The following is a 23,026-nucleotide window of genomic DNA, read 5'->3' on the forward strand; positions in this document are numbered from 1 at the left end:
CTCTTTTTATTATTATGAACGAAATGATAAGAAGGTATTCATTTTTACAATCTTTTTAATTAAATTCATTCATCACTTCTAGGAACGGTTTCTTCATCCATTCTTCACAGGCATTTACACTAGCCTCTAGCGCTGGTTGTAAAGAGCCCCATTCTTCCTTAGAAAACTTACCTAGGACATAATCTGGCACAGACATCCCATTTACTGGACGTCCAATTCCGATTCTTATTCGATTAAATTGTTGTGTGCCCACATGAGCAATTGTTGATTTAATGCCATTGTGTCCGCCTGCACTTCCCTTTTGACGCAAGCGTATTTTCCCAACAGGTAAATCAAGATCATCATACACAATAAGTAAATCTTCAACCGCAATATCATAATAATCCATTATAGGTCGGATACTTTCACCCGATAAATTCATATAAGTGAGCGGCTTTAATAATAACACCTTTTCTCCGTCTACATGTGCAATTGTGTATAAACCTTTAAATTTTGTTTGATTTAATGGTGATTGAAATCTATCTGAAAGCAGATCTATCACTTCAAAACCTATATTATGCCTTGTTCGATTATATTGAGAACCTGGATTACCCAGTCCAACAATTAACTTCATTTTGACACCTCAATTTAAATATATCATATGATCCATCATTTCTTTACAGAACAACTAGAAAAATTCATATTTACCATTACATATCTATATTAATTTTTTCTATTTGTTTAGCTCCGTTAAACAATATTATCGGAAAAACTTCGAATATCATACTGCTTTACCCGTCCTTTAATGATTAAACGGAAACATGGAAAAGCCAAAACAAATAAGTGTAACAGATGCAATTATTTATTAGAGGGAGAGAATTTCATTATATATAGATTATCCACAATTGATCATAAAAGGGCAAGTCGGTTGATTGTGTTATCTCTATAAAAATTGTTGTCCTGTGCAAATAAAAGGATCTGACAGTAATGTCAGATCCTTTATGTTAAAGATAAGCCTATTCACCCTATTCCTCTTCATTGTTTGCTTCAGATATCTCTCTTCCTTCAAGATTATCAGGTATACCTGATTCTTGTTGCTCACCTGTGCTAATTTCTTCTTCTTGACGAGGTGGTAAGACGGAAGCGATTGTTTCAGAATCCTCATGGTTAATCGTGAATGGATATTGATTACGAATATCCCCGACTGTTACCGTTTCTCCAACTTGTAGATTAGTGATATCAATCGTAATAGAATCAGGAATTTGGTCTGGTTTTGCTGTGACAGATAGTTCATGTAAAGACTGTTGTAATACTCCACCGTCTTTTACACCTGCACAATCTTCCGGTAAGTTTACCCGCACACTTGATTCAATATCCTGTGACATATCTACCGCAAAGAAATCGATATGAATGACTTGATTCTTTAAGCGATCTGTTTGAATATCATGTAATACTACATTTTGTTTTTTACCATCAATGTCAAGCATGAGTACTCCATTTCTTCCTGATTCACGAATCATTTTCAGCAGTTCAGCATCGTTTACATATACAGGGATATTATCAACCTTATACCCATAAATGACACCAGGTATGTAACCACTTCTTCTAAGCCTGTTTACTTCAGAATGACTTTTGACATTTCTTGTTTTTGCTTCGAGTACTTTTGACATAATTTTGACCTCCTTAAAATTAGGAAAGCATCAAATATATATATACCCGAACGACCATCATTTAAAACATTATAAATGATTTTTTAAAAATTATTAGATTGTTTCTTTTCTACATTTTTTATTGTATCAGTAAAAACAACACTCATTGCGTAGTTCTTTATAGACAAAAAAATCCTTCTTCCGGTTTAATGAAAGAAGGACGACGAAATGCACTATATGTTTAAATATCAAAAAGCGGGCTTACTGATTGGTCTTCATGGACACGGATAATTGCTTCTCCTAATAAAGGAGCAACAGAAAGTTCTACAAGTTTGTCGATTCTCTTTTCCTCTGGAAGACAGATAGAATTTGTAACAACTAGCTCCTTAATAACCGAATGGTTAATACGATCAATTGCCGGTCCAGATAGAACTGGGTGAGTACAGCTAGCATATACTTCTCTCGCCCCATTTTCCACTAAAGCATTTGCTGCAAGCGTAATGGTACCAGCAGTATCAATAATATCATCGATCAAAATCGCAATCTTGCCTTCAACATTCCCAACAATATTCATTACTTCTGCTACATTAGGACGTGGACGACGTTTATCAATAATCGCAATCGGAGCTTTCAAACGTTCAGCTAACTTACGAGCTCTCGTCACACCACCATGGTCAGGTGAAACAATTACGATATCATCTGTGAAATTCTTTCCTTGGAAATAGCTTGCCAAAATAGGTACACCCATTAAGTGGTCAATTGGAATATCGAAGAAGCCTTGAATTTGCGGTGCATGCAAGTCTAAAGTAATAATTCTAGTTGCACCAGCAGTCTCTAATAAATTCGCTACAAGTTTAGCTGTAATCGGCTCACGCGCACGGGCTTTCCGATCTTGTCTAGCGTAGCCATAGTATGGAATTACGATGTTAATTGTCCGTGCTGAAGCTCTTTTTAAAGCATCAACCATAATTAGGAGTTCCATCAAACGTTCATTTACTGGGAAACTAGTGGATTGAATGACATAGACATCGCATCCACGTATACTTTCTTCAATATTGATTTGAATCTCACCATCACTAAATTGAGTTACAGAACATTTCCCAAGCTCTACTCCAACTACCTTTGCAATCTCTTCTGCTAATTTTTTGTTCGAATTCAAAGTAAAAATTTTCAAGTTCGGATCTAAATACTGGTTAGACATGATGGACCTCCAATTATTTGTTATGTTTTAATTTTTGAACGTAGTTTTCTTTATTAACTTGACGAGCCCTTGCTATCGATAAAGCTTCTCCTGGGACATCCTCTGTTATCGTTGAACCAGCAGCAATATAAGCGTTTTTCCCTATTGTTACTGGAGCAATTAAGTTAGAATTACAGCCAACAAAAACACCATCTTCAATTTTTGTTAAAAATTTATTTTTACCATCGTAGTTGACAGTAATTGTTCCACAACCTATATTAACTCCTGAACCTACTTCAGCATCACCGATATATGTTAAATGTGAAGCTTTACTTCCCTTACCGACAGTTGATTTTTTTACTTCAACAAAATTCCCGATTTTTACCTCGTCAGAAATTGAAGAATCTGGGCGAATGTGTGCAAATGGACCAACTTGAACATCTGAACCGATTTCACTTTTCTCCGCGACTGACTGACGAATAACAGTGCCATTTCCAATTTGGCAATTTGTTATTTCACTATGAGGCCCGATAACACAGTTCTCAGCAATAACTGTTTTTCCAGAAATTTTTGTTCCCGGCTCAATAATTGTATCACGACCAATAATAGCATCCGTATCTATATAAGTTTGCTCTGGATTTATAATTGTTACACCATTGCGCATATGTAACTCATTAATTCTTCTTCTCATGATCCGCTCTGCCTCTGAAAGCTGCACACGATCATTGACACCTAGTGTTTCTTCAAAGTTATCCGTTTGATAAGCAACCACTACTTCATTTTGTGATTTTAATATGCCAATTACATCTGGCAAATAATATTCACCTTGCGCATTATTATTTGAAACTTGTTTTAAGGCATGAAATAGTGCTTGATTATCAAAGCAATATACGCCAGTATTAATTTCTTTTATTTCACGTTCTTCTTCGGTTGCATCTTTATGTTCGACAATTTTTTCAACAAATCCCGAGGAGTTCCGAACAATTCGGCCATAACCAGTTGGATCAGTTGCCCGTGCAGTTAAAATAGTAACCTTTGCTTGTTTTTGTTCATGTTCTTGAATTAGAGCTTCTAACGTTCTTGACTGGATAAGTGGTGTATCTCCACATACAACAAGTGTAATACCCTGTTCTTGACCTAATACACCTTCAGCTTGTAATACAGCATGTCCAGTACCTAGTTGTTTTTCTTGTAAAACAAAATCTGTTTTACCTGCTAGGGAAGATTGTACTTGATCTGCCCCATGCCCCACGACAGTAACTAATTTATTCATGTTTAACTGTGTAACTTGATCTACAACATGCTCTACCATTGGCTTCCCACATACAGGATGAAGCACTTTATATAGGTTAGATTTCATTCGTGTTCCTTGACCAGCAGCTAAGATAACAGCGAATCTATTTGTCATTTACGATCCTCCAATAAACCTTTTTATCCATAAAAAAATATATCCTAAATATACATTTATTTCAAGGACACGATGAAAATTACATTTATTAACAAAACATTTTCATAGAATTTAATGCTCGGAGAGATACTGAGGAGAAATGGGGATTTTATAAAAAAATTGATCAGCCATGTTAACGAAGCGAAAAAAAGAGCCTTACTTTTGAGGTAGGCTCCTGTTGCAAGTATTCTATTATGACGCGCCAGCTTCTTCAAACTCAACTTCTTGAACTTCTTCTACATCGCCTAGGCGATGATATTCTGTTAAAACAGCATCATGGATCTTACTACGAGTATTTGAGTTAATTGGATGTGCAATATCTCTAAATTCGCCATCAGGCGTACGCTTACTTGGCATTGCTACAAATAAACCGTTATTGCCATCAATCACACGAATGTCATGAATAACGAATTCGTTATCTATCGTAATAGATGCAATCGCTCTCATCCTACCATCAGTATGAACACGGCGTAATCTTACGTCTGTGACCTCCATTTCTTCACCACCTTTTAAATAGTTAAATCTAGTTTAAATATTCAACGGATTTTAAAATATTCCTTCTTTTAAATAAAAAAATTATAAAAGTTTTTATTTAATAGAATTATATTACTAACTCTATCGAACTTTTCTTACTCTGTTTTTTAGACAGAAGTTTCTAGCAGAAATGATTTTCACACCAATCAAATTCATTATGAAAAAGAAAACATCTTCAAAATTTTTGGATAAAAAATAGAAATGACTGTAAAATGCTTGATTCAAGTTTTCAAAAGAAAGAGCTCAGAACAACCTCATTCTATTTTGATTGAAGTAGACCTCTGCATCAGAAATCTAATCAACTTCTAAGTAAACAAAAAACTCCCTCTTAAATAAACAGATTTTTGTTATTTAAGGGAGAGTATACGATTTCGTCAACTATGTTGAACGTATTTAAACGGTGAGCTTCATTTCTCACGTAGTGCCTATTTTATTTGTGCAATCAATTCAATCTCAATTAAGACATCTTTCGGTAAACGAGCTACTTCCACACAAGACCGCGCAGGTTTATGTGTGGAAAAATAAGAACCATATACATCATTTACTGCTGCAAAGTCATCCATATTCTTAATAAATACAGTGGTTTTTACTACTGTATCAAGAGATGCCCCAGCTTCCTGTAAAACAGCCTTTAAATTTTGAAATACTTGATGAGTTTGTGCAGTAATATCACCTTGAACAAGAGTGCCATCTGCTTTCAATGGAATTTGCCCTGATGTAAATAATAAATCTCCGATGACTACTGCTTGGGAATATGGACCAATTGCCTGTGGTGCATTATTTGTAGAAATCATTCTCATACCGTTTCCTCCTCCAAAAATTGAGTTACTTTAGAAAAATAATTTCCTTCAATGACTTTAATTTGTTGTTCTTTAACATCAACATCAATTAATTTCACCAATGACACATAATCATCTACTAGACGTTCCTGACTATGTTCTGATTCAACTAATACGCCAATTCCTGCAACAATTGCATTAAACTCTTTTAGAAGATTGACCATTCCATTAATTGTGCCGCCAGCTTTCATAAAATCGTCTACAATCAGGACTTTTGCCCCTTCTCGCAAACTTTTCTTTGACAATACCATTGTCTGTATCCGCTTTTGTGAGCCAGATACATAATTAATACTTACAGTAGGGCCTTCCGTTACTTTACTATCGTTTCTAACAATAACGACTGGTACATTTAAATACGTCGCTGTTGCTAAAGCAATCGGAATCCCTTTTGTTGCAACAGTCATAATCGTATCAATTTCCCGATCTGCAAAGGCTGCCGCTAATAGCCTGCCTACTTCATTGACAATTTGGGGATTTCCAATGAAATCGGTCATATATAAGTACCCACCAGGCAATAAGCGTTCGGGATTCTCCATTAAGCTGCAAAGATTCTGTATAATGCTTTTTGCCTCGTTCTTATTAACCATAGAAATAAATTTTACTCCGCCGGCAGCCCCTGGAATTGTTTGTAGTGTACCGATCCCTCGATTTTCAAAAGTTTGCTTTACAATAGTTAAATCTTCACTTATAGATGATTTTGCAGAATTATAACGTTCAGCAAAAAAACTAAGCGGCACAAGAACACGAGGGCGCTCTAACAAATAATGGGTCATATCAACTAGCCGTTCACTCCGTCTAAACTTCACATAAAAAACCTCCGTTAAAACCGAATGCTTTAAATTAAATATACAACATATTTATTTTTTTGCAAGAAAAATCCGTACAATCAAAAAATTAATACAAAAATCGTTCGCGTTCTCCTAACATTCTTACAGCAAACACTTGGTCACAAAAACCTCGTAAACCATTATAAATCCGTTGCAATCTCGAATCGTGTTGTACTAATCCAAAAACAGTCGGGCCACTTCCGCTCATTAAAACAAGATCTGCTCCAAATCGCTTCATTTGATCCTTAATATGTTTTACTTGGGGGTACGATTTCAACGTAACATTTTCTAGAACATTACCAGCAACATTACAAATTTGCTGAAAGTTTTGCCGCTCAATTGCTGCGATCATTGCCTGAATATCTGGATGATCAACATGATTTAAATCTAAATTCCGATATACCTCCGCAGTTGAAACTCCAATAGATGGTTTTGCTAAAATTACCCAGCAATTTGGCGGCGCTTGAAGATGCGTAATCTTCTCTCCTCTTCCCCTAGCAATGGCTGTTCCTCCATACACACAGAAAGATACATCAGATCCAATCTCTGCACCAAGATCCGCTAACTCATCTACAGATAAGCCTAACCCCCATAATTGATTCAATCCGCGTAATGTAGCCGCTGCATCACTGCTACCTCCGGCTAATCCAGCAGCAACTGGAATAACTTTATCGATTGCGATGGATACACCTTTTTGAATATGGTAACGATCTTTTAAAAGTTGCGCTGCTTGATAGGCTAAATTTCTCCCATCATCAGGTACAAAACGGTTTTGCGAAACAATTTGTATTTCATTATCTCGGATATCAGAAAGCTCTATATGATCTGCCAAATCAATCGTCGTCATAACCATTTCTACTTCATGATAACCATCATTTCTTTTATGTAAAACATCCAGTGATAAATTAATCTTCGCCGGAGCTTTTACTAATATTTTCAACCTGTTCACCTACTTCTAATCCAATTAACCGCAGTTCTCTCATTTTTCTTATTCTATCATAATGCTCGACAAATATTTACATAATTTTGTTCAAAGACTCCCAAGATATACAAAAAATCCGGCAAGAAAATAAATTCTTACCGGATTATATACTTTATTTTCAGGACATGTCATTTTTATATGAGCGATGAGTATGTGTCTATTTTGTTATTGTTTTTGGTTAGCTAAATGTTGTTCCGCAAGTTCAATTGCACGTTTTACCATGTTCCCTGCATCACGGGCCTTAATGCCGCCCCATCCTTCTTTTTGAACGACATCGTAAAAGCCTAAATCCTTGGCTAACTCTTCTTTAAATTGTTCAGACATAATACTTCTTCTTCTGCTCACTCTATTTCCCCCTTTTTCATGTCCAAACTTATCTTATGTAAAAATACTCATTTTCATATTCGGGAATATCATCCAGATTAAATATTTATCAGGTATAGAATATATTTAAAAATAAAACAGCAGACATAAAGTCTGCTGCAACTCATTTCATGGTTTAACCTTCTAGGCCTTCCATGAATACTAATTCGACTGTTTCTGTTAGTACATCTGCATAGCTGTAGGAAACTCTTTCAAAGGAATTTTCCTCTTGATCTAATTCGACGACAAAAACTGATGGATAAGTTTCTGCCAAAACACCAGAACGTTCAATTGTTTTCTTTCGTCCACCATTAGCTTTTAACATTAATCTCTTTCCTAAATTTGAGTCTAGAGATTTCTTAATGTCAATTAATGTTTTTGGCATTTCGCTCCACCTCACTATGCATTAGTTTAACACAGTATGTATAAATTGTCAAACAAAACATTTATTTTATCAATGAATAGCCTCTCTGTCAATTATTTTTCCTCCCTAATTTATCCTTTTATTTTACATTTATATATTGCCCAAGCTAAAAAATGATATGTATAAATATCGTAATTACTCGTTTTTTATCGAATAGGGACGGAGGACTGATAAAATCAGCCCTTTACTGATCATTTATTGGCTTATATGGCATTCCTATTCGCAAAACTCCTTTTGTTTCAACTCCGCCTAACCCTTTTTCGCCTGTTAAAGTATTTTTCAATACATCCCATACATTTACTTGATTCATAAACGATGTATAACAAATTTTTGCGACAATATAAACTGGATCAAGAGCATGGATATTCACTCTTAATGGTGAACTTGCAAAATTTGCCCCCGCCTGAATAAGTGATTCAAAATGGGATTGACAAGCTCCCGCGAAAATAACTAATTGATCTAAATTAGGCACTTTTTTTCGTGCTTCTCTCACTGTTTTAACAAATGATTTAGAATGCCGATAAGCATTTAAATCTGCCTTCTTCCCTTTCATTTTTGAGTATGCATCATGGCCTGTGACAACTAAAATATCCGGCTGATACTTCTCTATTAACGATCCAATTCGATAAGGCATTTCTTTTTCCTGACAGTGTACACCGTATACGCTTATACCAATCTTTTCATATAGATCTAAACATTTTTTTAAATAAACTGGGTCACCGTCTAAATGCAATACTCGACCTGGCACTTGAAAATAGCTAACATCTTCGCTATAGCCATTTGTTGCCTCATAATCTAATTGTTCCCTCAGCAAATGAATGTCTTGCTGGAATAATTCATAAGATTGCTCTTCAAGCGACTCCACTTCTTTTGTAATTTTAGATCGTTCCTCTTGATTAATTTGCACGAGATCCTGAAATGGAGCATCTGCTATTAAGCGATAGTCTTCACCGTAAAGAATTGCGATTTGTTCATTATCTTTTTCCTGAATATCAATTACTCTAAATAAAACGTCACAGCGATATGACCTTCGACCGACAATTGAATTGACTTGTACGTCCATCCCATTCAACTCCAATAGTTTTATACCATTTAAGTGATACGTCTAAAATAGGCTATGCGGTCGATAAATGATTGGTGATGAAAAATATTATGTATCCAAAATAAAAAAACTGATCAATAGGCTTAAACATTTAATGTAATCCTAAAATGACCAGTCTTATCTTCATAAACTTTGTTGATTTTCTTTAATAGGAGGGTTAACTTCCGCTACAGGGATCACTTTCCAAGAACAGTCAGCGGGCCTCCTCGTCGCAAGTTCCTACAGGATTCTGTATCATACGCATCAAGCCGCTTAATTGCTATATATACACAAAAACAACACTTATTTTATAATGGGATAGAGCGCATTGCATAAGCTTGCAAATTCCTCTAGGCTCAATGTTTCTCCGCGGCGTGTTGGATCGATATTTAAAGAATGCAATACTTCAATAATCTCAGCCTTTTTAGCCTTACCCTCTAGTAGTTGGCTTGTTAAGTTATTGATAAGTGTTTTCCTTCTTTGGGCAAAAGAAGCACGTGTTACTTCGAAGAAAAATTTTTCATCAACAACATCTACTTTTGGCTTCGGTCTTTTCATTAATCTAATGACAGCGGAATCTACATTTGGTTGCGGCATGAATACTGTTTTTGGTACAATCATAACCACTTCTGCTGTCATATAATATTGAATTGCGATAGAAAGTGAACCATAATGCTTCGTACCTGGCTTCGCTGAAATCCTTTCAGCTACTTCCTTTTGAAGCATGACAACAATGCCCTGGATAGGCAGTGCTTCAGTAATTAATTTCAATATAATTGGTGTTGTAACATAATAAGGTAAATTTGCAACAACCATTAATTTATCTATATGTGAAAATTCCTCATTTATGATTTTTTTTACATCCGCTTTTAAAATGTCTTCATTGACAATTTTCACATTATCATACGGAGATAGTGTATCTTTTAAAATGGGCATCAATCTTTGGTCAATTTCAAATGCGACAACCTTACCGCTAGATCTGGCTAAATGCTCCGTTAAAGCCCCAATCCCTGGGCCAATTTCAATTACCCCAGATTCCTTTGTGAGATTGGCATACTCTGTGATGTTACGTAAAATGTTTGGATCGATTAGGAAATTTTGCCCTAAACTCTTTTTAAAGGAAAATCCATATTTGTTCAAAATATCTTTTGTGCGAATTGGTGTCGCAATATCTTTATGCAAAGTCATTCCTCCTGTACTACTTGTGCTAATGCTTTTGCGAACGATTCTTTATCAATTTGAAACATCCGCAATCTTTTATGGAGCTGCTTTCCATTGGTGTATCCAATTTTTAATATCTCCCCTAATCGCTCTCTTCTCGCTTTTGCACGCGGTCCAGCAATAAGCCCCGCTGTCAATAGATCTTCCTGTGTAATAACTTCTTCGATCTCATTCTCCATCGTATGAGCCTCCCGGAGAGCTTCACGAATAGATTCTGGACTCGCATGTTCAACGCCAATTCCTTTTCCAGAAACTGGACGAGCATCTTTCTTTGTAATAAAGGCATGTTTACATCCTGGTACTTCTTCTGATACTTTTTTACGAATTTTTTCCCCGGGGAAATCAGGGTCGGTGAAAATGATAACTCCTCTTTTCTCCTGAGCAAGCCGAATCTTTTCGATTGTCTCACTGGATACAGCCGATCCATTTGTCTCAATAGTATCCGCGTCAAGTGCTCTCTTTATAGCAGTCGTATCATCCTTACCCTCGACTACAATAATTTCTTTTATTCTCATATTGCCTCCACGATATAAAATATCCTTTGTTCATATTGTATCTATTTTTCCATGTTTAATCACTAATATGGAATAAATGTTTCGCATTTAATAAAGTCTGTTTTGCTACTTCATCATACGAAATTCCTTTAATCTCTGCAATTTGCTCTGCTACAAGTTTAACATATGATGGTTCATTTCTCTTTCCACGATGCGGATGTGGTGCTAGGTAAGGGCAATCTGTTTCAATTAACAATCGTTCAAGAGGAACTTCTGCCGCAACCTCTTTTGGTTTTTTTGCATTTTTAAAAGTAACTGGACCACCTAAAGAGATATAAAAATTCATATCTAAACATTCTTTAGCTGTTTCAGGACTTCCACTAAAACAATGCATGATCCCTCCTACTTTCTCCGCACCTTCTTCTTTTAATATTTGTATACAATCTTCTGTTGCTTCACGATTATGAATAATAATAGGCAATGAAAGTTTTTTTGCTAATTGAATTTGCTTTCTAAAAACCGTTTGTTGAATATCTTTTGGTGACTTATCCCAATGATAATCTAATCCTATTTCACCAATTGCAACAACTTTTGGATGCTCCGTTAGCTGCTCTATCCATACTAAATCCTCGTCCTCCATATCCACTGCATCAACGGGGTGCCACCCAATACTTGCATAAAGGAATTCATACTGATCAATTAGTTCCATCGCTCTCTTAATTGTAGGTCTGTCAAAACCAACGACAACCATATTTTTTACACCTACAGATTGAGCACGTTTAATCACTTCTTCTAAATCTTCTTTAAAAGCCTCATCATTTAAATGAACATGTGTATCAAACAACATATTTCGCGTCCACCTTTCTCCACATATCGATTTATTAAACTAAAAGAATTCCCTATACATAGAAAAACATAGAGGTCTACGTCGAAATTTGTTCCACGTGAAACATCTCTATGTTATCTTTCGAGCTTCTAAAAAAGAAACTTTATATGTTTATCATGCTTATACTCTTTATTTAACTAGAGCACCATTAGCAAGGCTTTGATCAACTGCCGCCAATGACAGTACTCCATCCTTTTCACCAGCTAAAATCATTCCTTGTGACAATTCACCGCGTAACTTCACTGGTTTTAAATTTGCAACAACAATCACTTTTCTGCCAACGAGATCCTCTGGCTTATAAAATTGCGCAATGCCAGAAACGACTTGACGTTTTTCATACCCTAAATCTAATTGTAATTTTAACAGCTTGTCTGCTTTTTTGACTGGTTCCGCATTTATAACTTCTGCCACTCGAAGCTCTACTTTCATAAAATCATCAATAGTAATTTCCTTAGTTGATTCTTCTACTTCTTTTTTAGATTCAGCTTCTTTTGGTGCAGATCCTTGCATTTGATTTTTAATAAAATCAACTTCTTTATCGTGATCAAGTCTCGGGAAAATTGGTTCTCCCTTTTCAACAACTTTTGTACCTTCAGGAATCTTTCCAAACTCTTCTAAGCTTTCCCAAGTTTGGAGCAACTCATCTTGAAGATTTAATTGTTCAAAGATTTTTTTCGGTGTACTTGTTAAAAACGGCTTTAATAAAATGGAAACTTGACGAAGCGACTCCGCTAAATGGGCCATTACTTCTGCTAATTCCTCGCGTTTTGAATCATCTTTTGCTAATGCCCAAGGTGTTGTTTCATCAATATATTTATTCGTTCTGCTAACAAATTCCCATATACTTGCTAATGCTACTGAAAATTGCATATTTTCCATAGCATCTTCATATTTCTTTATAGTTTCTTTTGCAACTTCTGCTAACTGTCCAGAATAAACATTATTTGATCCTTTAAAACTTGGAATGACTCCATCAAAATATTGATTAATCATTGCAACAGTACGGTTCAATAAATTTCCTAAATCATTCGCAAGATCAAAATTAATTCTTTCCACAAATCCTTCTGGTGTAAATATACCGTCTGAGCCAAATGGAACCTCGCGCAATAAATAATAACGGAGTGCATCTAAACCATAGCGATCAATTAATGTCACTGGATCTATAACGTTTCCTTTTGATTTGGACATTTTTCCGTCTTTCATTAATAACCAACCATGTGCAAAAACTTTCTTTGGCAGCGGCAAATCTAATGCCATTAACATAATTGGCCAATAAATCGTATGGAAACGAACAATTTCTTTACCTACTAAATGTACATCAGCAGGCCAGTATTTTAGATATTTTGAATCATCCTCACTACCGTATCCAAGTGCTGTAATATAATTGCTTAGTGCATCAATCCATACATAAATCACATGTTTAGGGTCGCCAGGTACTTTAATGCCCCAATCAAATGTTGTTCTTGAGACCGCTAAATCTTCAAGCCCAGGTTTAATAAAGTTATTGATCATCTCATTTTTCCGACTTTCCGGTTGGATGAAATCTGGATTATCTTCGTAAAACTGTAATAAACGATCAACATATTTTCCCATTCTAAAGAAATAGGACTCTTCTTTAACTTTTTCTACTGGACGTCCACAGTCAGGGCATTTCCCATCTACCAATTGGCGTTCCGTAAAAAAGGATTCACATGGTGTACAATACCAACCTTCATACTGATCTAAATATATATCACCTTTATCAAGTAATGTTTTAAAAATCTTTTCAACTGCAATTTTATGGCGATCCTGAGTTGTCCGAATAAAATCATCATTTGATATATCTAGTTTTTTCCATAACTGTTGAATGCCATCAACAATCTCATCAACATATTGTTGCGGTGTTACTCCTTTTTCGGCTGCTTTTCGTTGAATTTTTTGCCCATGTTCATCCGTACCTGTCAAAAACATGACATCATATCCACGCATTCTTTTATAACGAGCCATTGCATCCCCTGCAACTGTCGTATAAGCGTGTCCAATATGTAAATTGCCGCTAGGATAATATATAGGAGTAGTAAGATAAAAAGTTTTTAATTTTTCTTCCATTCCGGTCCCCACCTTTCAATTGAACTATTATTATGTAGTGAAGTTAACTTTATGAATTCAATGGTCTCTTAAATGATAAGTATAAAACTTTTCGGCCAAATTAGCAAAAAATCCTTTATACGTTAGGTTTTCCGCGTAAATAATCATTAGTGGTCCGATTTAAAATACAATATAATACTAATTAAATGTTTCTATTATACTTCAGCATAATCTTTCCCTATTACAACTTCAAAATATACATAAAATTCCCCTAATTTTCAACTTTATGTGTAAGATCTTGGCAATTTTATTATGACTTCAACAAGATGAAAATATTGTAAGATATTGTAAGATCTTCTAACATAATCTTTATATTTTTCTACTGCCAAAAAAAATTTTAAACAAATATGTTTGTAAATTCCAATTTATCTCCTATAATATAATCATCACTGTTTAATATTTTAATAGTGTTTAACAATAAAAGGGGATTTCATGATTTAACATAAATAGACAGAAGTACGATAGTTGGTAAAACAGGGTTATGGGACAAGTCGACTAATTTCAGGGAGGAAAAGTTATGAAATCTACAGGTATTGTTCGCAAAGTTGATGAATTAGGAAGAGTAGTCATTCCTATTGAATTAAGACGTAACCTTGGTATAGCTGAAAAAGATGCACTAGAAATTTATGTGGACGATGACAAAATCATATTAAAAAAATATAAACCTAGTATGACTTGCCAAATTACTGGAGAAGTTTCTGATGATAATATTCAACTAGCGGGCGGGAAAATTATTTTGAGCCGTGAAGGTGCGGAACAATTAATACAAGAAATTACAAATAAGTTTCATATTAACGATAAATAAATCTTAATAGGCCAGACATCGCATTCTAAAGATTACTAACTGTGATGTCTGGCTCTTTTATTTACTATAAATCATGATATTCACTATAAATATCACGTTTTGGCAAGTTTCTGTCCTTTGCGACTTGTTTAATCGCTTCCTTTGAAGATATTCCTTCTTTTTCCATATAGGCATTGACATGATTCACTACAGATAATGATGACCACCATACCTCTTCATCATATTGATTGTCTCCATCGTCATTCCCTTGAACAATTAAACAAAACTCTCCTCTGATTTCACTCGATTCACACCAATTAATGACTTCACTAATTGTACCTCGAATAAATTCCTCAAATTTTTTTGTGAGCTCACGGCTAATGACAATATTCCTTTCACCTAATACATCTGCCATAGCTTTTAATGTTTCTTTTAAACGATGTGGAGCCTCGTATAAAATAAATGTTGAGGTAAGTTTATGTAATTTTTCAAGTTCCTCTTTTTTTTCCTTCTTGCCTCTTGGGAGAAAGCCATAAAAGTAAAACGGCTGCGGCGTAATCCCTGATGCGATCAGCGCTGTAAGAGCAGCATTTGCACCAGGGAGTGGAACAACCGCGATATCCTCATCTATCGCTTTTAAAACAAGTTCATGTCCAGGATCAGAGATACAGGGCATACCAGCATCACTAATTAAGGCTATTTTTTCCCCAGCTTTTAACTTTTGAATTAATTCACGTGCACTTGATTCTTTATTATGTTCATGATGACTTACAATAGGGGTATGTATCTCAAAATAATTACATAGTTTCTTACTGTTCCTCGTATCCTCTGCTGCAATCAAATCAGCTGTCTTCAAAATACGTATTGCCCGGAAAGTCATATCTTCTAAATTACCAATTGGGGTAGGTACTAAATACAATATACCTTTTTGATTCTCATTCTGAAAACTTGCTTGCTGCTTCATAATCAACACCCACCTCTCTTAAAAAAGCCTCTTTCTTTTTTCTTGTTAGTTGTTTAAATGAATATTCTGCCTGCATTGCTTCCTTTTTTGTTTCATATTCACAATAATATAATAGTTTAACTGGCGTACGCGTACGGGTATACTTAGCTCCAATCCCCCTATTATGCTCATTTAATCGCCTGTCAATATCAACCGTATATCCCCCATAAAAGCTTCCGTCACAGCAAAGTAACACATAAAAATATTGACTAGTCTTTATCCTTTTTTCCATATAATATCTCTTCCACTTCTTTTGTATACTCATTTGCATGATCATATACAACTAATGGCGGTAAAATTTTTAAATCAGGCTTACCATATTTAATTCCCTCAATTAAAATAGTATTTGCTTCCTTGCCAGGTTTAGGATAGACAAATCTCAATCGTTTTGGTTCAAGATTATATTGTTTCATTAAAGTTAATATATCCATAAGCCTGCCCGGTCTATGGACAAATGCTGCCTTTCCACCTTGACGGAGTAATTGGCTACTCACTTTAATTGCATCTTCCAGCGTACAATAAATTTCATGGCGGGCAATAGCTAAATGTTCATTTTCGTTTATCATTTCCTGTTTTGGCGTAATAAAATAAGGAGGATTACAAGTTACGACATCATATTTCCCGTAACCTAATTGCTGAGGCATTTCTTTAATATCGCCATGGATCATTTTAATTTGTTCTTCTAATTGATTGTACTCTACACTACGGACCGCCATATCATAAAGTCTTTTTTGAATCTCGACACCTACGATTTGTGCCTTAGAACGCGTACTTAATAAAAGCGGAATTACACCATTTCCAGTACATAAATCAATTACATTTCCCTTTTGAATCGGCATATACGCAAACTTAGCCAACAGAACAGCATCAATAGAAAAAGAAAAAACAGACGGGCTCTGAATAATCCGCAAATTTTCTGCAAGCAAATAATCTAAACGTTCATCTTCTACTAATTTTACCATTGATAAATCCTCCGTTAGTACCTTTTAAACCAGTTCAATTCTATCATGATATCATAAAAATGGGGCTGCCTCGAAAGACAACCCAATTTAGGTCAATTGTATAAAACAATTATTTTTTATTCAGAAAAGATAAGCAGAAGAGGCAATCCTCGTCTTTACGCGGACTACCAAAATGCACATTGCAAATATGAAATCCCTCTTGATATAATCGCGCAAGATTGTCATATCCCTCACCAATATCAATTTCCTTTTGAATTGAATGAGGTGAATCTTTTGTATTAAGAGAGGCTTCTTGATGAGAATCATGTTTATCAGTTTCTTCTAACCTAAGTCTGCGACGTAAATAGTCGTTTTCAATTCTCAACGCATTATTTTCCTCAATTACCTCTGTTAAATATTGCTTCAATTCACCTAATTTATGATGAAGATTCCCGATCTGCTCTTCCATATTATTTACTGACTCAAAAAGTTCCTTCCTATCCATAAACTCTCCACCTCATTAGTCTGTGGATTGAATTGAAACGATTTCTTCATTTAGAATTTCGTCCATTGTATATTCAATAATCCGTCCTTGGTCTTGGAGCTCTACCTGTAGAACTCTCTCCAAGATATTCAGCCCTGTAACTTTCCCTAAGCCATGAGGTGTATGAACTTTTTCACCTATGTCAGGAAGAGCCTCTTTTACCGTTTCATACTCATCATTTTCATATTTTAAGCAACACATTAGTCGGCCACATAAACCGGAAATCTTAGTAGGATTTAAAGAAAGATTTTGATCCTTTGCCATCTTGATTGAAACAGGCTCGAAATCACCTAAGAAAGTTGAACAGCAGAGCATTCTTCCACAAGGTCCAATTCCTCCAAGCATTTTTGCCTCATCCCGTACACCAATTTGGCGCAATTCGATTCTTGTGCGAAAAATGGCTGCCAAATCTTTGACAAGCTCTCTAAAATCAACACGCCCATCTGCTGTAAAATAAAAAATAATTTTATTTCGATCAAATGTATATTCAACATCCACGAGTTTCATATCAAGTTGATGTTCAATAATTTTGCTTGTACAAACTTCATAGGCTTCTTTAGCTGCAATTTTATTCTCATCAACGGTCATATGATCTTTTTGATCAGCAATACGGATCACCTTTTTTAATGGCAATACGACATCATGTTCACCCACAACCTTTGGATTTGTTACTACGAGACCATATTCAATTCCCCGTATAGTCTCAACAATAACTGAATCGTTTTTTTGAACTGTAAGCTCACCTGGATCAAAGTAATAGACTTTTCCCGCTTTTTTAAATCTAACTCCTACAACATTAAACAAAGGCCGATCCCCCCTGCAAATTTAACACTAGCTGCTCCATTAATAACTGTGGATTCATATTTGCACTTAACTTTCTTTTTGCTTCTAAAATAATGGTTATCTTTTCAGCTAGAGAACGTGGAGATAATGAAAGAGTGTCAGTATAAAAATGGGATTGCTGATCAGGATAAAACAATGTATCTTCTTTTCCTAATTGAACAGAAAGAAGATCTTTATAAATAAATAACAATAGATCTAGCCCTAGATCCATCTGTTGTTTCTCTTTAAAATGTTGAAACCAATCCTCCTGCAACATGACCATTGCATAAGAAGAAGATTTCTTTAGGGACTCATATAATTTTAACACTAATTTTCTCGCTTGTGCAAACCACTCATCTTGGTATAAAGAAAGTGCCTCCTCCACATTTTGTGTCAAATGCGCTAATAATAAGGAAACATGCGCTGAAACGCCATTTTCTAATAACTTTTCTTGCAATAATGTAACTGGATATGGTTTAAATGACACAACTTGGCAACGTGAAAGAATTGTTGGTAAAATTTGCTGTATTTGTTCGGTTAACAAAATGGCTGTTGTTTCAGCATTTGGTTCTTCCAAAAATTTCAGTAAACTATTAGCAGCACTAACAGACATTTTATCTGCATGGACAATCATGTACAACTTTCTTTTCGACTCAACAGCTGTTTTCGTAAATTCTTGCTGCAATTGCTTAATTTGCTCTTTTTTAATTGAAAGACCATCTGGTTCTACTATATGAACATCCGGATGTGTTCCATGATTAATTCTTATACAATTGGAACATTGCTCACATGGTATTCCTTCAGTAGAAATATTTAAACAAAATAATGTCTTTGCAAATAACAAACCAGCATCTCTTTTCCCAGTGCCACGACTTCCTTCAAATAAATAAGCATGAGCAATTCTATCTCTTTTTATACTATTTCTTAACAATGTTGCTGCAATTGGTTGAACTTTTTCCAGTTCATCCCATATAACGGCCATTCTATCACTCTCTTACGTATATAAATTAATTAATAATCCTTTAATTTCACCAATTTTCCCTAAAATATCAATTGAAGGTTGCTCTTTTTGAATATATTCCTCTGTCATGTCAGCAAGTTTTTTATCAATTGTCTCAACAAGATTCAATTTTCGATTTTCTCCATATTGATTCCATGTTTGTGATTGCTTCATCTTCATACTATAAGAAACCGCTTGTTGAACAAACTGCTTTACAAGTGTTTTATATTTAGCTAAATCTTTAAATGTACGGGACCGTTCCAGGCGATTTCCAGCATCCTCGATTTGTGAGAGCAATTTATTTAGTTCATCAACATGTAGTTTTTCTCCGCTCTTTTGAACGATTGATCCAAAATTGGAGCTATTAGTCATTGATGTTTTTTGCTCTACTGATGTCTTATCCATACCAATTCTTAAATCTTGATTGATTTTCACCTACATGCCTCCTATCAGAACTGATGGAATTCGTCTACTGGTAGGACAAACACTGTCGCACCACCCACTTCAATTTCCACAGGATAAGGAATATATGAATCTGCATTTCCCCCCATTGGGGATACAGGAGTAATAAGTTGATCTCTAGATTGGCAGTTATCCTTAATAACTTGTAGAGCTTTATTCACTCTATATTCTTCCGTCCCAATTAAAAATGTCGTATTACCAGATTTCAAAAATCCACCAGTCGAAGCAAGTTTCGTTACTCGGAAATTATGTTCAACCATTGCTTTCATTAACCTGTTGCTATCTTGATCTTGAACAACTGCTACAATCAGTTTCATCTTCTATCCCTCCCAATACTTTTCCGTACTAATCTATTTACATTATATCATTGAATATTTTTTGTTATATACGTAATTCTTGCTGAACTTATAAAATCCCTTGGAAAATGATCTAAAAAACTATAAAAAGCAATTTATATTGCTCCACGTTCCAATAACAATTTTTTTATAAGTTCCAATGCATGCTCATATACTTTCTCAAAATCTTCATTTGCATCAATTTTAACAAAGCGATCAGGGAATTTTTTCAATAAAAGGTCAAAACCCTCTTGAACCCTTTTATGAAAATCTAATGTCTCTAAATCAAGACGGTTTACTTCCCTCTGATCATTTTTAGCAATTCTATTTAATCCCCGTTCTATATCAACGTCAAAATAAATCGTCATATCAGGCATAATTCCATTCGTTGCAAATTGATTGATAGACCATACTTCATCCATGCCAATGTTTCTGCCATAGCCTTGGTAAGCTAATGAGCTATCAACAAAGCGATCACAAAGAACAATATCTCCTTTTTCAAGAGCGGGAATAACCTTTTCCACTAAATGCTGTCTGCGGCTCGCTGCATATAACAGTGCTTCTGTACGCTCATCCATTTCAGTATTTTCTTTATTTAATATAACTTCGCGAATTTGCTCGGCAATTCGAATCCCCCCAGGTTCACGAGTTAATACAATATTTAATCCTTGACGTATTAGTTCTTGACCAATTTTTTGCAAAACTGATGTTTTTCCGGCACCTTCTGGTCCTTCTACTGTAATAAAAATCCCGTTCATTTATAAAACCCGCCAATCTTCTTAATTCAATTTAAAAACTGCTAATTTGTCCTCATCCAACTTGTGTTCACCTTGTAATGACGCACGATACATACGCAATTGCTGTATCGCTTGAATATGGACATCTGTAATAACTTCTCCAGGGAATAGTAATGGAATTCCCGGTGGATATGGAATAATCATTTTAGCAGCTATACAATTTTTTGCTTGCTTGATAGAGACCCATTCTATTGTGCATCTTTCCATTTCATCATACGAAAGAACAGGCTCAGTTATAACCTCAGGGAATTTAATCGTTTTAAGCTCCCCTTTTATAGTCGGTAATGTTTCTAATTCTGCCGAATTCATCCGATCAATAGCTTCTTGATATGGATATTCCACGTCTTTTTTTAGTAATGGTAATACGAACACGACACGATAAAAATCCGCCATTTCCGAAAATAGGCCGACATGCTCTAATCCCTTCTGAAGATCAAAACCAGAAACCTCATCTTTAGAAATTAATAACTTTAATGGATCTTGCCCCGGTGTTTCTACAACACGAATGCCTATGTTTCTCAATGCCTTTATAAAAGATTCTCTTTGTTTAAGCGTATAAGATATATCTTCCTTTGTAAAATTTGCCACATACCACCTTGCATAATCAAGCGACATCATAATTGGATATGATGGACTGCTTGATTGTAATACAGATAAATAGTACTCTACTTTTTCAATTGGAATAGATTCGTTATAGACATGCAAATATGAACCCATTGTCATTGCTGGTAGCATTTTATGGGCAGAGTGAACGACCATATCTGCCCCACATTCAGCAGCCGGAGATGGAAATGGGAAACCTAGCGCAAAATGCGGACCATGTGCTTCATCTACTAATACAATACTTCCATGCTTATGAGCACAATCGATAATAGACTGCAAATCATATGTCATTCCATAATAATTAGGATATGTAAAAATACATGCTTTTATATGTTTGTATTGTTGAAATGCTTGTTCAACTAGAGACCGTTGGAATCCGTTGCCCACTTTTATATCTGAATCGATGGTTGGAAATACAAAAATTGGTTTTACATTTGCAATTCTTAAAGCATTTAATACAGATTTATGGCAATTTCGATCCACTAAAACATAGTCCCCTGCTTTACATACAGAAAGAATCATTGCCAAGTTTCCAACTGTAGTCCCATTCACAAGAAAATAACTCTTTACACTGTGATAATAATGAGAAAGCAGTTGCTGAGCTTCAGAAATAACACCCTCTGCGTGATGTAAATCATCTAAACCTGATAGCTCAGTCACATCATACTGTAAAGATGATACAATATTTTGATTAAAAGCTTCCATCAGGAGACCATTTTTATGACCAGGAACATGAAAGGAAATTGGATTTTTCTGCTTAAATTCCTCTAATGCTGTATATAAAGGCATATTTATCTGATTCATTTAAATCGAACCTCGCTATTATTACTTTCTTCATTTTACTATAATCATAGCAAAAAGAAATCTATTATATTTGGTAATTAGAATCTCCTTTTATATACTATCAAACATAGAAAAGAGGCTAGGACAAAAGTATATTAACTAAAGAAAAACCGAATATTGCGCTCCACTCCTGCTCCGGAAATATACTTTGCCTGCCGTTGGCGGTTGGTGAGCTTCCTCGTGCTCATGCACTCAGAGTTTCACCGATGCCTATCCTCCTACAGGAGTCTACGTATATTTCCAGAACTGATTTGTGCAATGTTCGTCTTTAGCTAACCACTTTTAAGCTTTGTCCCAGCCTCATCGATACATTTTAGACTTAATTGCTGTTTTTAATTGATTAATAAAAAAAGAGTATCTTGGATCATTTGTTTCAGTGTGAACCATCTCATGTTCACACTCCTCGCAAATAAATGTGGTATATAGGTGTATTCCTCTCGATTTTTCCTGATTACAAATCGAACATATTTCAGTTTTTTTACCAACATACATACCCATCTAAATCCACCCCCTTATATTCAGATTTCCCATTTTAATCTTTTTATATACTAAAATAAACAAGTTATAAAAGATTTAAAGTTTAACACATCATATGTATGCGCCTAACTCAAAGTGTTTGTACTCCTAATATTAGAAATAAACACTAGCCGACAAATCATCGTTTATGTTAACGACAAAGAAACCACAGAGATTTCTCTGTGGTTTTTTATTTTGCCCGGCAACGTCCTACTCTCACAGGGGGAAACCCCCAACTACCATCGGCGCTGAGAAGCTTAACTTCCGTGTTCGGGATGGGAACGGGTGTGACCTTCTCGCTATAATTACCGGACCTATTAAATTATTGAGAAAATGTTCTCTC

The 23,026-nt window shown here is 35.2% G+C and carries 27 protein-coding genes and 1 rRNA gene; 1 reads left to right on the forward strand and 27 read right to left on the reverse strand.

The window, feature by feature from the left end:
- Window positions 1–55: 55 nt before the first annotated feature.
- From pth to metG, 15 genes are all read right to left on the reverse strand, one after another.
- The gene (gene pth / locus G4D61_RS14545; protein ID WP_025730329.1) at window positions 56–613 is read right to left on the reverse strand and encodes an aminoacyl-tRNA hydrolase; all 558 of its coding nucleotides are present in this window, start codon (window positions 611–613) and stop codon (window positions 56–58) included.
- 391 nt (window positions 614–1,004) lie between these two features.
- The gene (locus G4D61_RS14550; RefSeq protein WP_163174207.1) at window positions 1,005–1,649 is read right to left on the reverse strand and encodes a 50S ribosomal protein L25/general stress protein Ctc; all 645 of its coding nucleotides are present in this window, start codon (window positions 1,647–1,649) and stop codon (window positions 1,005–1,007) included.
- Between the two features lie 220 nt (window positions 1,650–1,869).
- On the reverse strand, window positions 1,870–2,829 hold the full coding sequence (locus G4D61_RS14555) for a ribose-phosphate diphosphokinase (protein ID WP_025730330.1): 960 nt from the start codon (window positions 2,827–2,829) through the stop codon (window positions 1,870–1,872).
- Between the two features lie 13 nt (window positions 2,830–2,842).
- The gene (gene glmU / locus G4D61_RS14560; protein WP_025730331.1) at window positions 2,843–4,216 is read right to left on the reverse strand and encodes a bifunctional UDP-N-acetylglucosamine diphosphorylase/glucosamine-1-phosphate N-acetyltransferase GlmU; all 1,374 of its coding nucleotides are present in this window, start codon (window positions 4,214–4,216) and stop codon (window positions 2,843–2,845) included.
- Between the two features lie 231 nt (window positions 4,217–4,447).
- On the reverse strand, window positions 4,448–4,750 hold the full coding sequence (spoVG, locus tag G4D61_RS14565; RefSeq protein WP_025730333.1) for a septation regulator SpoVG: 303 nt from the start codon (window positions 4,748–4,750) through the stop codon (window positions 4,448–4,450).
- Between the two features lie 464 nt (window positions 4,751–5,214).
- Complete coding sequence (locus G4D61_RS14570) at window positions 5,215–5,589, reverse strand: RidA family protein (protein ID WP_025730336.1); 375 nt, start codon at window positions 5,587–5,589, stop codon at window positions 5,215–5,217.
- Window positions 5,586–6,434, reverse strand: a complete 849-nt coding sequence (gene purR / locus G4D61_RS14575; protein ID WP_025730338.1) for a pur operon repressor — start codon at window positions 6,432–6,434, stop codon at window positions 5,586–5,588. Before purR ends, G4D61_RS14570 begins: the two co-directional genes overlap by 4 nt.
- 88 nt (window positions 6,435–6,522) lie before the next feature.
- A complete protein-coding gene (gene ispE, locus G4D61_RS14580; protein WP_025730340.1) occupies window positions 6,523–7,395 on the reverse strand; it encodes a 4-(cytidine 5'-diphospho)-2-C-methyl-D-erythritol kinase in 873 nt (290 codons plus the stop codon).
- Between the two features lie 207 nt (window positions 7,396–7,602).
- Complete coding sequence (locus G4D61_RS14585) at window positions 7,603–7,782, reverse strand: small, acid-soluble spore protein, alpha/beta type (protein WP_025730342.1); 180 nt, start codon at window positions 7,780–7,782, stop codon at window positions 7,603–7,605.
- A 154-nt stretch (window positions 7,783–7,936) separates the two neighbouring features.
- On the reverse strand, window positions 7,937–8,185 hold the full coding sequence (gene veg / locus G4D61_RS14590) for a biofilm formation stimulator Veg (RefSeq protein ID WP_025730343.1): 249 nt from the start codon (window positions 8,183–8,185) through the stop codon (window positions 7,937–7,939).
- Between the two features lie 223 nt (window positions 8,186–8,408).
- The gene (gene yabG, locus G4D61_RS14595; protein WP_025730346.1) at window positions 8,409–9,287 is read right to left on the reverse strand and encodes a sporulation peptidase YabG; all 879 of its coding nucleotides are present in this window, start codon (window positions 9,285–9,287) and stop codon (window positions 8,409–8,411) included.
- 321 nt (window positions 9,288–9,608) lie between these two features.
- On the reverse strand, window positions 9,609–10,487 hold the full coding sequence (gene rsmA, locus G4D61_RS14600; RefSeq protein ID WP_035354990.1) for a 16S rRNA (adenine(1518)-N(6)/adenine(1519)-N(6))-dimethyltransferase RsmA: 879 nt from the start codon (window positions 10,485–10,487) through the stop codon (window positions 9,609–9,611).
- Window positions 10,488–10,489: 2 nt separating this feature from the next.
- Window positions 10,490–11,041 (reverse strand): ribonuclease M5, encoded by a 552-nt coding sequence (gene rnmV, locus G4D61_RS14605; protein ID WP_035354988.1) that lies wholly within the window; start codon window positions 11,039–11,041, stop codon window positions 10,490–10,492.
- Window positions 11,042–11,096: 55 nt separating this feature from the next.
- The gene (locus G4D61_RS14610) at window positions 11,097–11,867 is read right to left on the reverse strand and encodes a TatD family hydrolase (protein WP_025730351.1); all 771 of its coding nucleotides are present in this window, start codon (window positions 11,865–11,867) and stop codon (window positions 11,097–11,099) included.
- Between the two features lie 168 nt (window positions 11,868–12,035).
- Window positions 12,036–13,994, reverse strand: a complete 1,959-nt coding sequence (metG, locus tag G4D61_RS14615) for a methionine--tRNA ligase (protein ID WP_025730353.1) — start codon at window positions 13,992–13,994, stop codon at window positions 12,036–12,038.
- Between the two features lie 556 nt (window positions 13,995–14,550).
- Here metG and abrB point away from each other — a divergent pair.
- A complete protein-coding gene (abrB, locus tag G4D61_RS14620) occupies window positions 14,551–14,838 on the forward strand; it encodes a transition state genes transcriptional regulator AbrB (protein WP_025730355.1) in 288 nt (95 codons plus the stop codon).
- Window positions 14,839–14,902: 64 nt separating this feature from the next.
- Here abrB and rsmI read toward each other — a convergent pair whose 3' ends face one another.
- From rsmI to rrf, 12 genes are all read right to left on the reverse strand, one after another.
- Window positions 14,903–15,781: a 16S rRNA (cytidine(1402)-2'-O)-methyltransferase gene (gene rsmI / locus G4D61_RS14625; RefSeq protein ID WP_163174209.1), complete on the reverse strand. Its 879-nt coding sequence runs from the start codon at window positions 15,779–15,781 to the stop codon at window positions 14,903–14,905.
- A complete protein-coding gene (locus tag G4D61_RS14630) occupies window positions 15,753–16,052 on the reverse strand; it encodes a GIY-YIG nuclease family protein (RefSeq protein ID WP_025730358.1) in 300 nt (99 codons plus the stop codon). The genes rsmI and G4D61_RS14630 overlap by 29 nt, the downstream gene beginning before the upstream one ends.
- The gene (locus tag G4D61_RS14635; RefSeq protein ID WP_025730360.1) at window positions 16,030–16,782 is read right to left on the reverse strand and encodes a tRNA1(Val) (adenine(37)-N6)-methyltransferase; all 753 of its coding nucleotides are present in this window, start codon (window positions 16,780–16,782) and stop codon (window positions 16,030–16,032) included. Before G4D61_RS14635 ends, G4D61_RS14630 begins: the two co-directional genes overlap by 23 nt.
- A 109-nt stretch (window positions 16,783–16,891) precedes the next feature.
- Window positions 16,892–17,266, reverse strand: a complete 375-nt coding sequence (gene yabA / locus G4D61_RS14640; protein WP_025730361.1) for a DNA replication initiation control protein YabA — start codon at window positions 17,264–17,266, stop codon at window positions 16,892–16,894.
- 15 nt (window positions 17,267–17,281) lie between these two features.
- Window positions 17,282–18,109: a PSP1 domain-containing protein gene (locus G4D61_RS14645; RefSeq protein ID WP_025730363.1), complete on the reverse strand. Its 828-nt coding sequence runs from the start codon at window positions 18,107–18,109 to the stop codon at window positions 17,282–17,284.
- Window positions 18,102–19,109 (reverse strand): DNA polymerase III subunit delta', encoded by a 1,008-nt coding sequence (gene holB / locus G4D61_RS14650; RefSeq protein ID WP_025730365.1) that lies wholly within the window; start codon window positions 19,107–19,109, stop codon window positions 18,102–18,104. Before holB ends, G4D61_RS14645 begins: the two co-directional genes overlap by 8 nt.
- Window positions 19,110–19,121: 12 nt before the next feature.
- Window positions 19,122–19,562, reverse strand: coding sequence for a YaaR family protein (locus G4D61_RS14655; RefSeq protein WP_025730367.1), 441 nt, complete (start codon window positions 19,560–19,562; stop codon window positions 19,122–19,124).
- 14 nt (window positions 19,563–19,576) lie between these two features.
- The gene (gene darA / locus G4D61_RS14660) at window positions 19,577–19,906 is read right to left on the reverse strand and encodes a cyclic di-AMP receptor DarA (protein WP_025730369.1); all 330 of its coding nucleotides are present in this window, start codon (window positions 19,904–19,906) and stop codon (window positions 19,577–19,579) included.
- A gap of 134 nt (window positions 19,907–20,040) precedes the next feature.
- Window positions 20,041–20,682 (reverse strand): dTMP kinase, encoded by a 642-nt coding sequence (gene tmk / locus G4D61_RS14665; RefSeq protein WP_025730371.1) that lies wholly within the window; start codon window positions 20,680–20,682, stop codon window positions 20,041–20,043.
- Between the two features lie 21 nt (window positions 20,683–20,703).
- Entirely contained in the window at window positions 20,704–22,128 is a 1,425-nt protein-coding gene (locus G4D61_RS14670; protein WP_163174211.1) for an aminotransferase class I/II-fold pyridoxal phosphate-dependent enzyme, read from the reverse strand.
- Window positions 22,129–22,467: 339 nt separating this feature from the next.
- Window positions 22,468–22,665, reverse strand: coding sequence for a sigma factor G inhibitor Gin (locus tag G4D61_RS14675; RefSeq protein ID WP_025730374.1), 198 nt, complete (start codon window positions 22,663–22,665; stop codon window positions 22,468–22,470).
- A 215-nt stretch (window positions 22,666–22,880) separates the two neighbouring features.
- Window positions 22,881–22,996: ribosomal RNA gene (gene rrf, locus G4D61_RS14680) — 5S ribosomal RNA — on the reverse strand.
- Window positions 22,997–23,026 lie beyond the last annotated feature (30 nt).

This window comes from Heyndrickxia ginsengihumi (assembly GCF_011008565.1).
GTDB classification, from domain to species: Bacteria; Bacillota; Bacilli; order Bacillales; family Bacillaceae_C; genus Weizmannia; species Weizmannia ginsengihumi.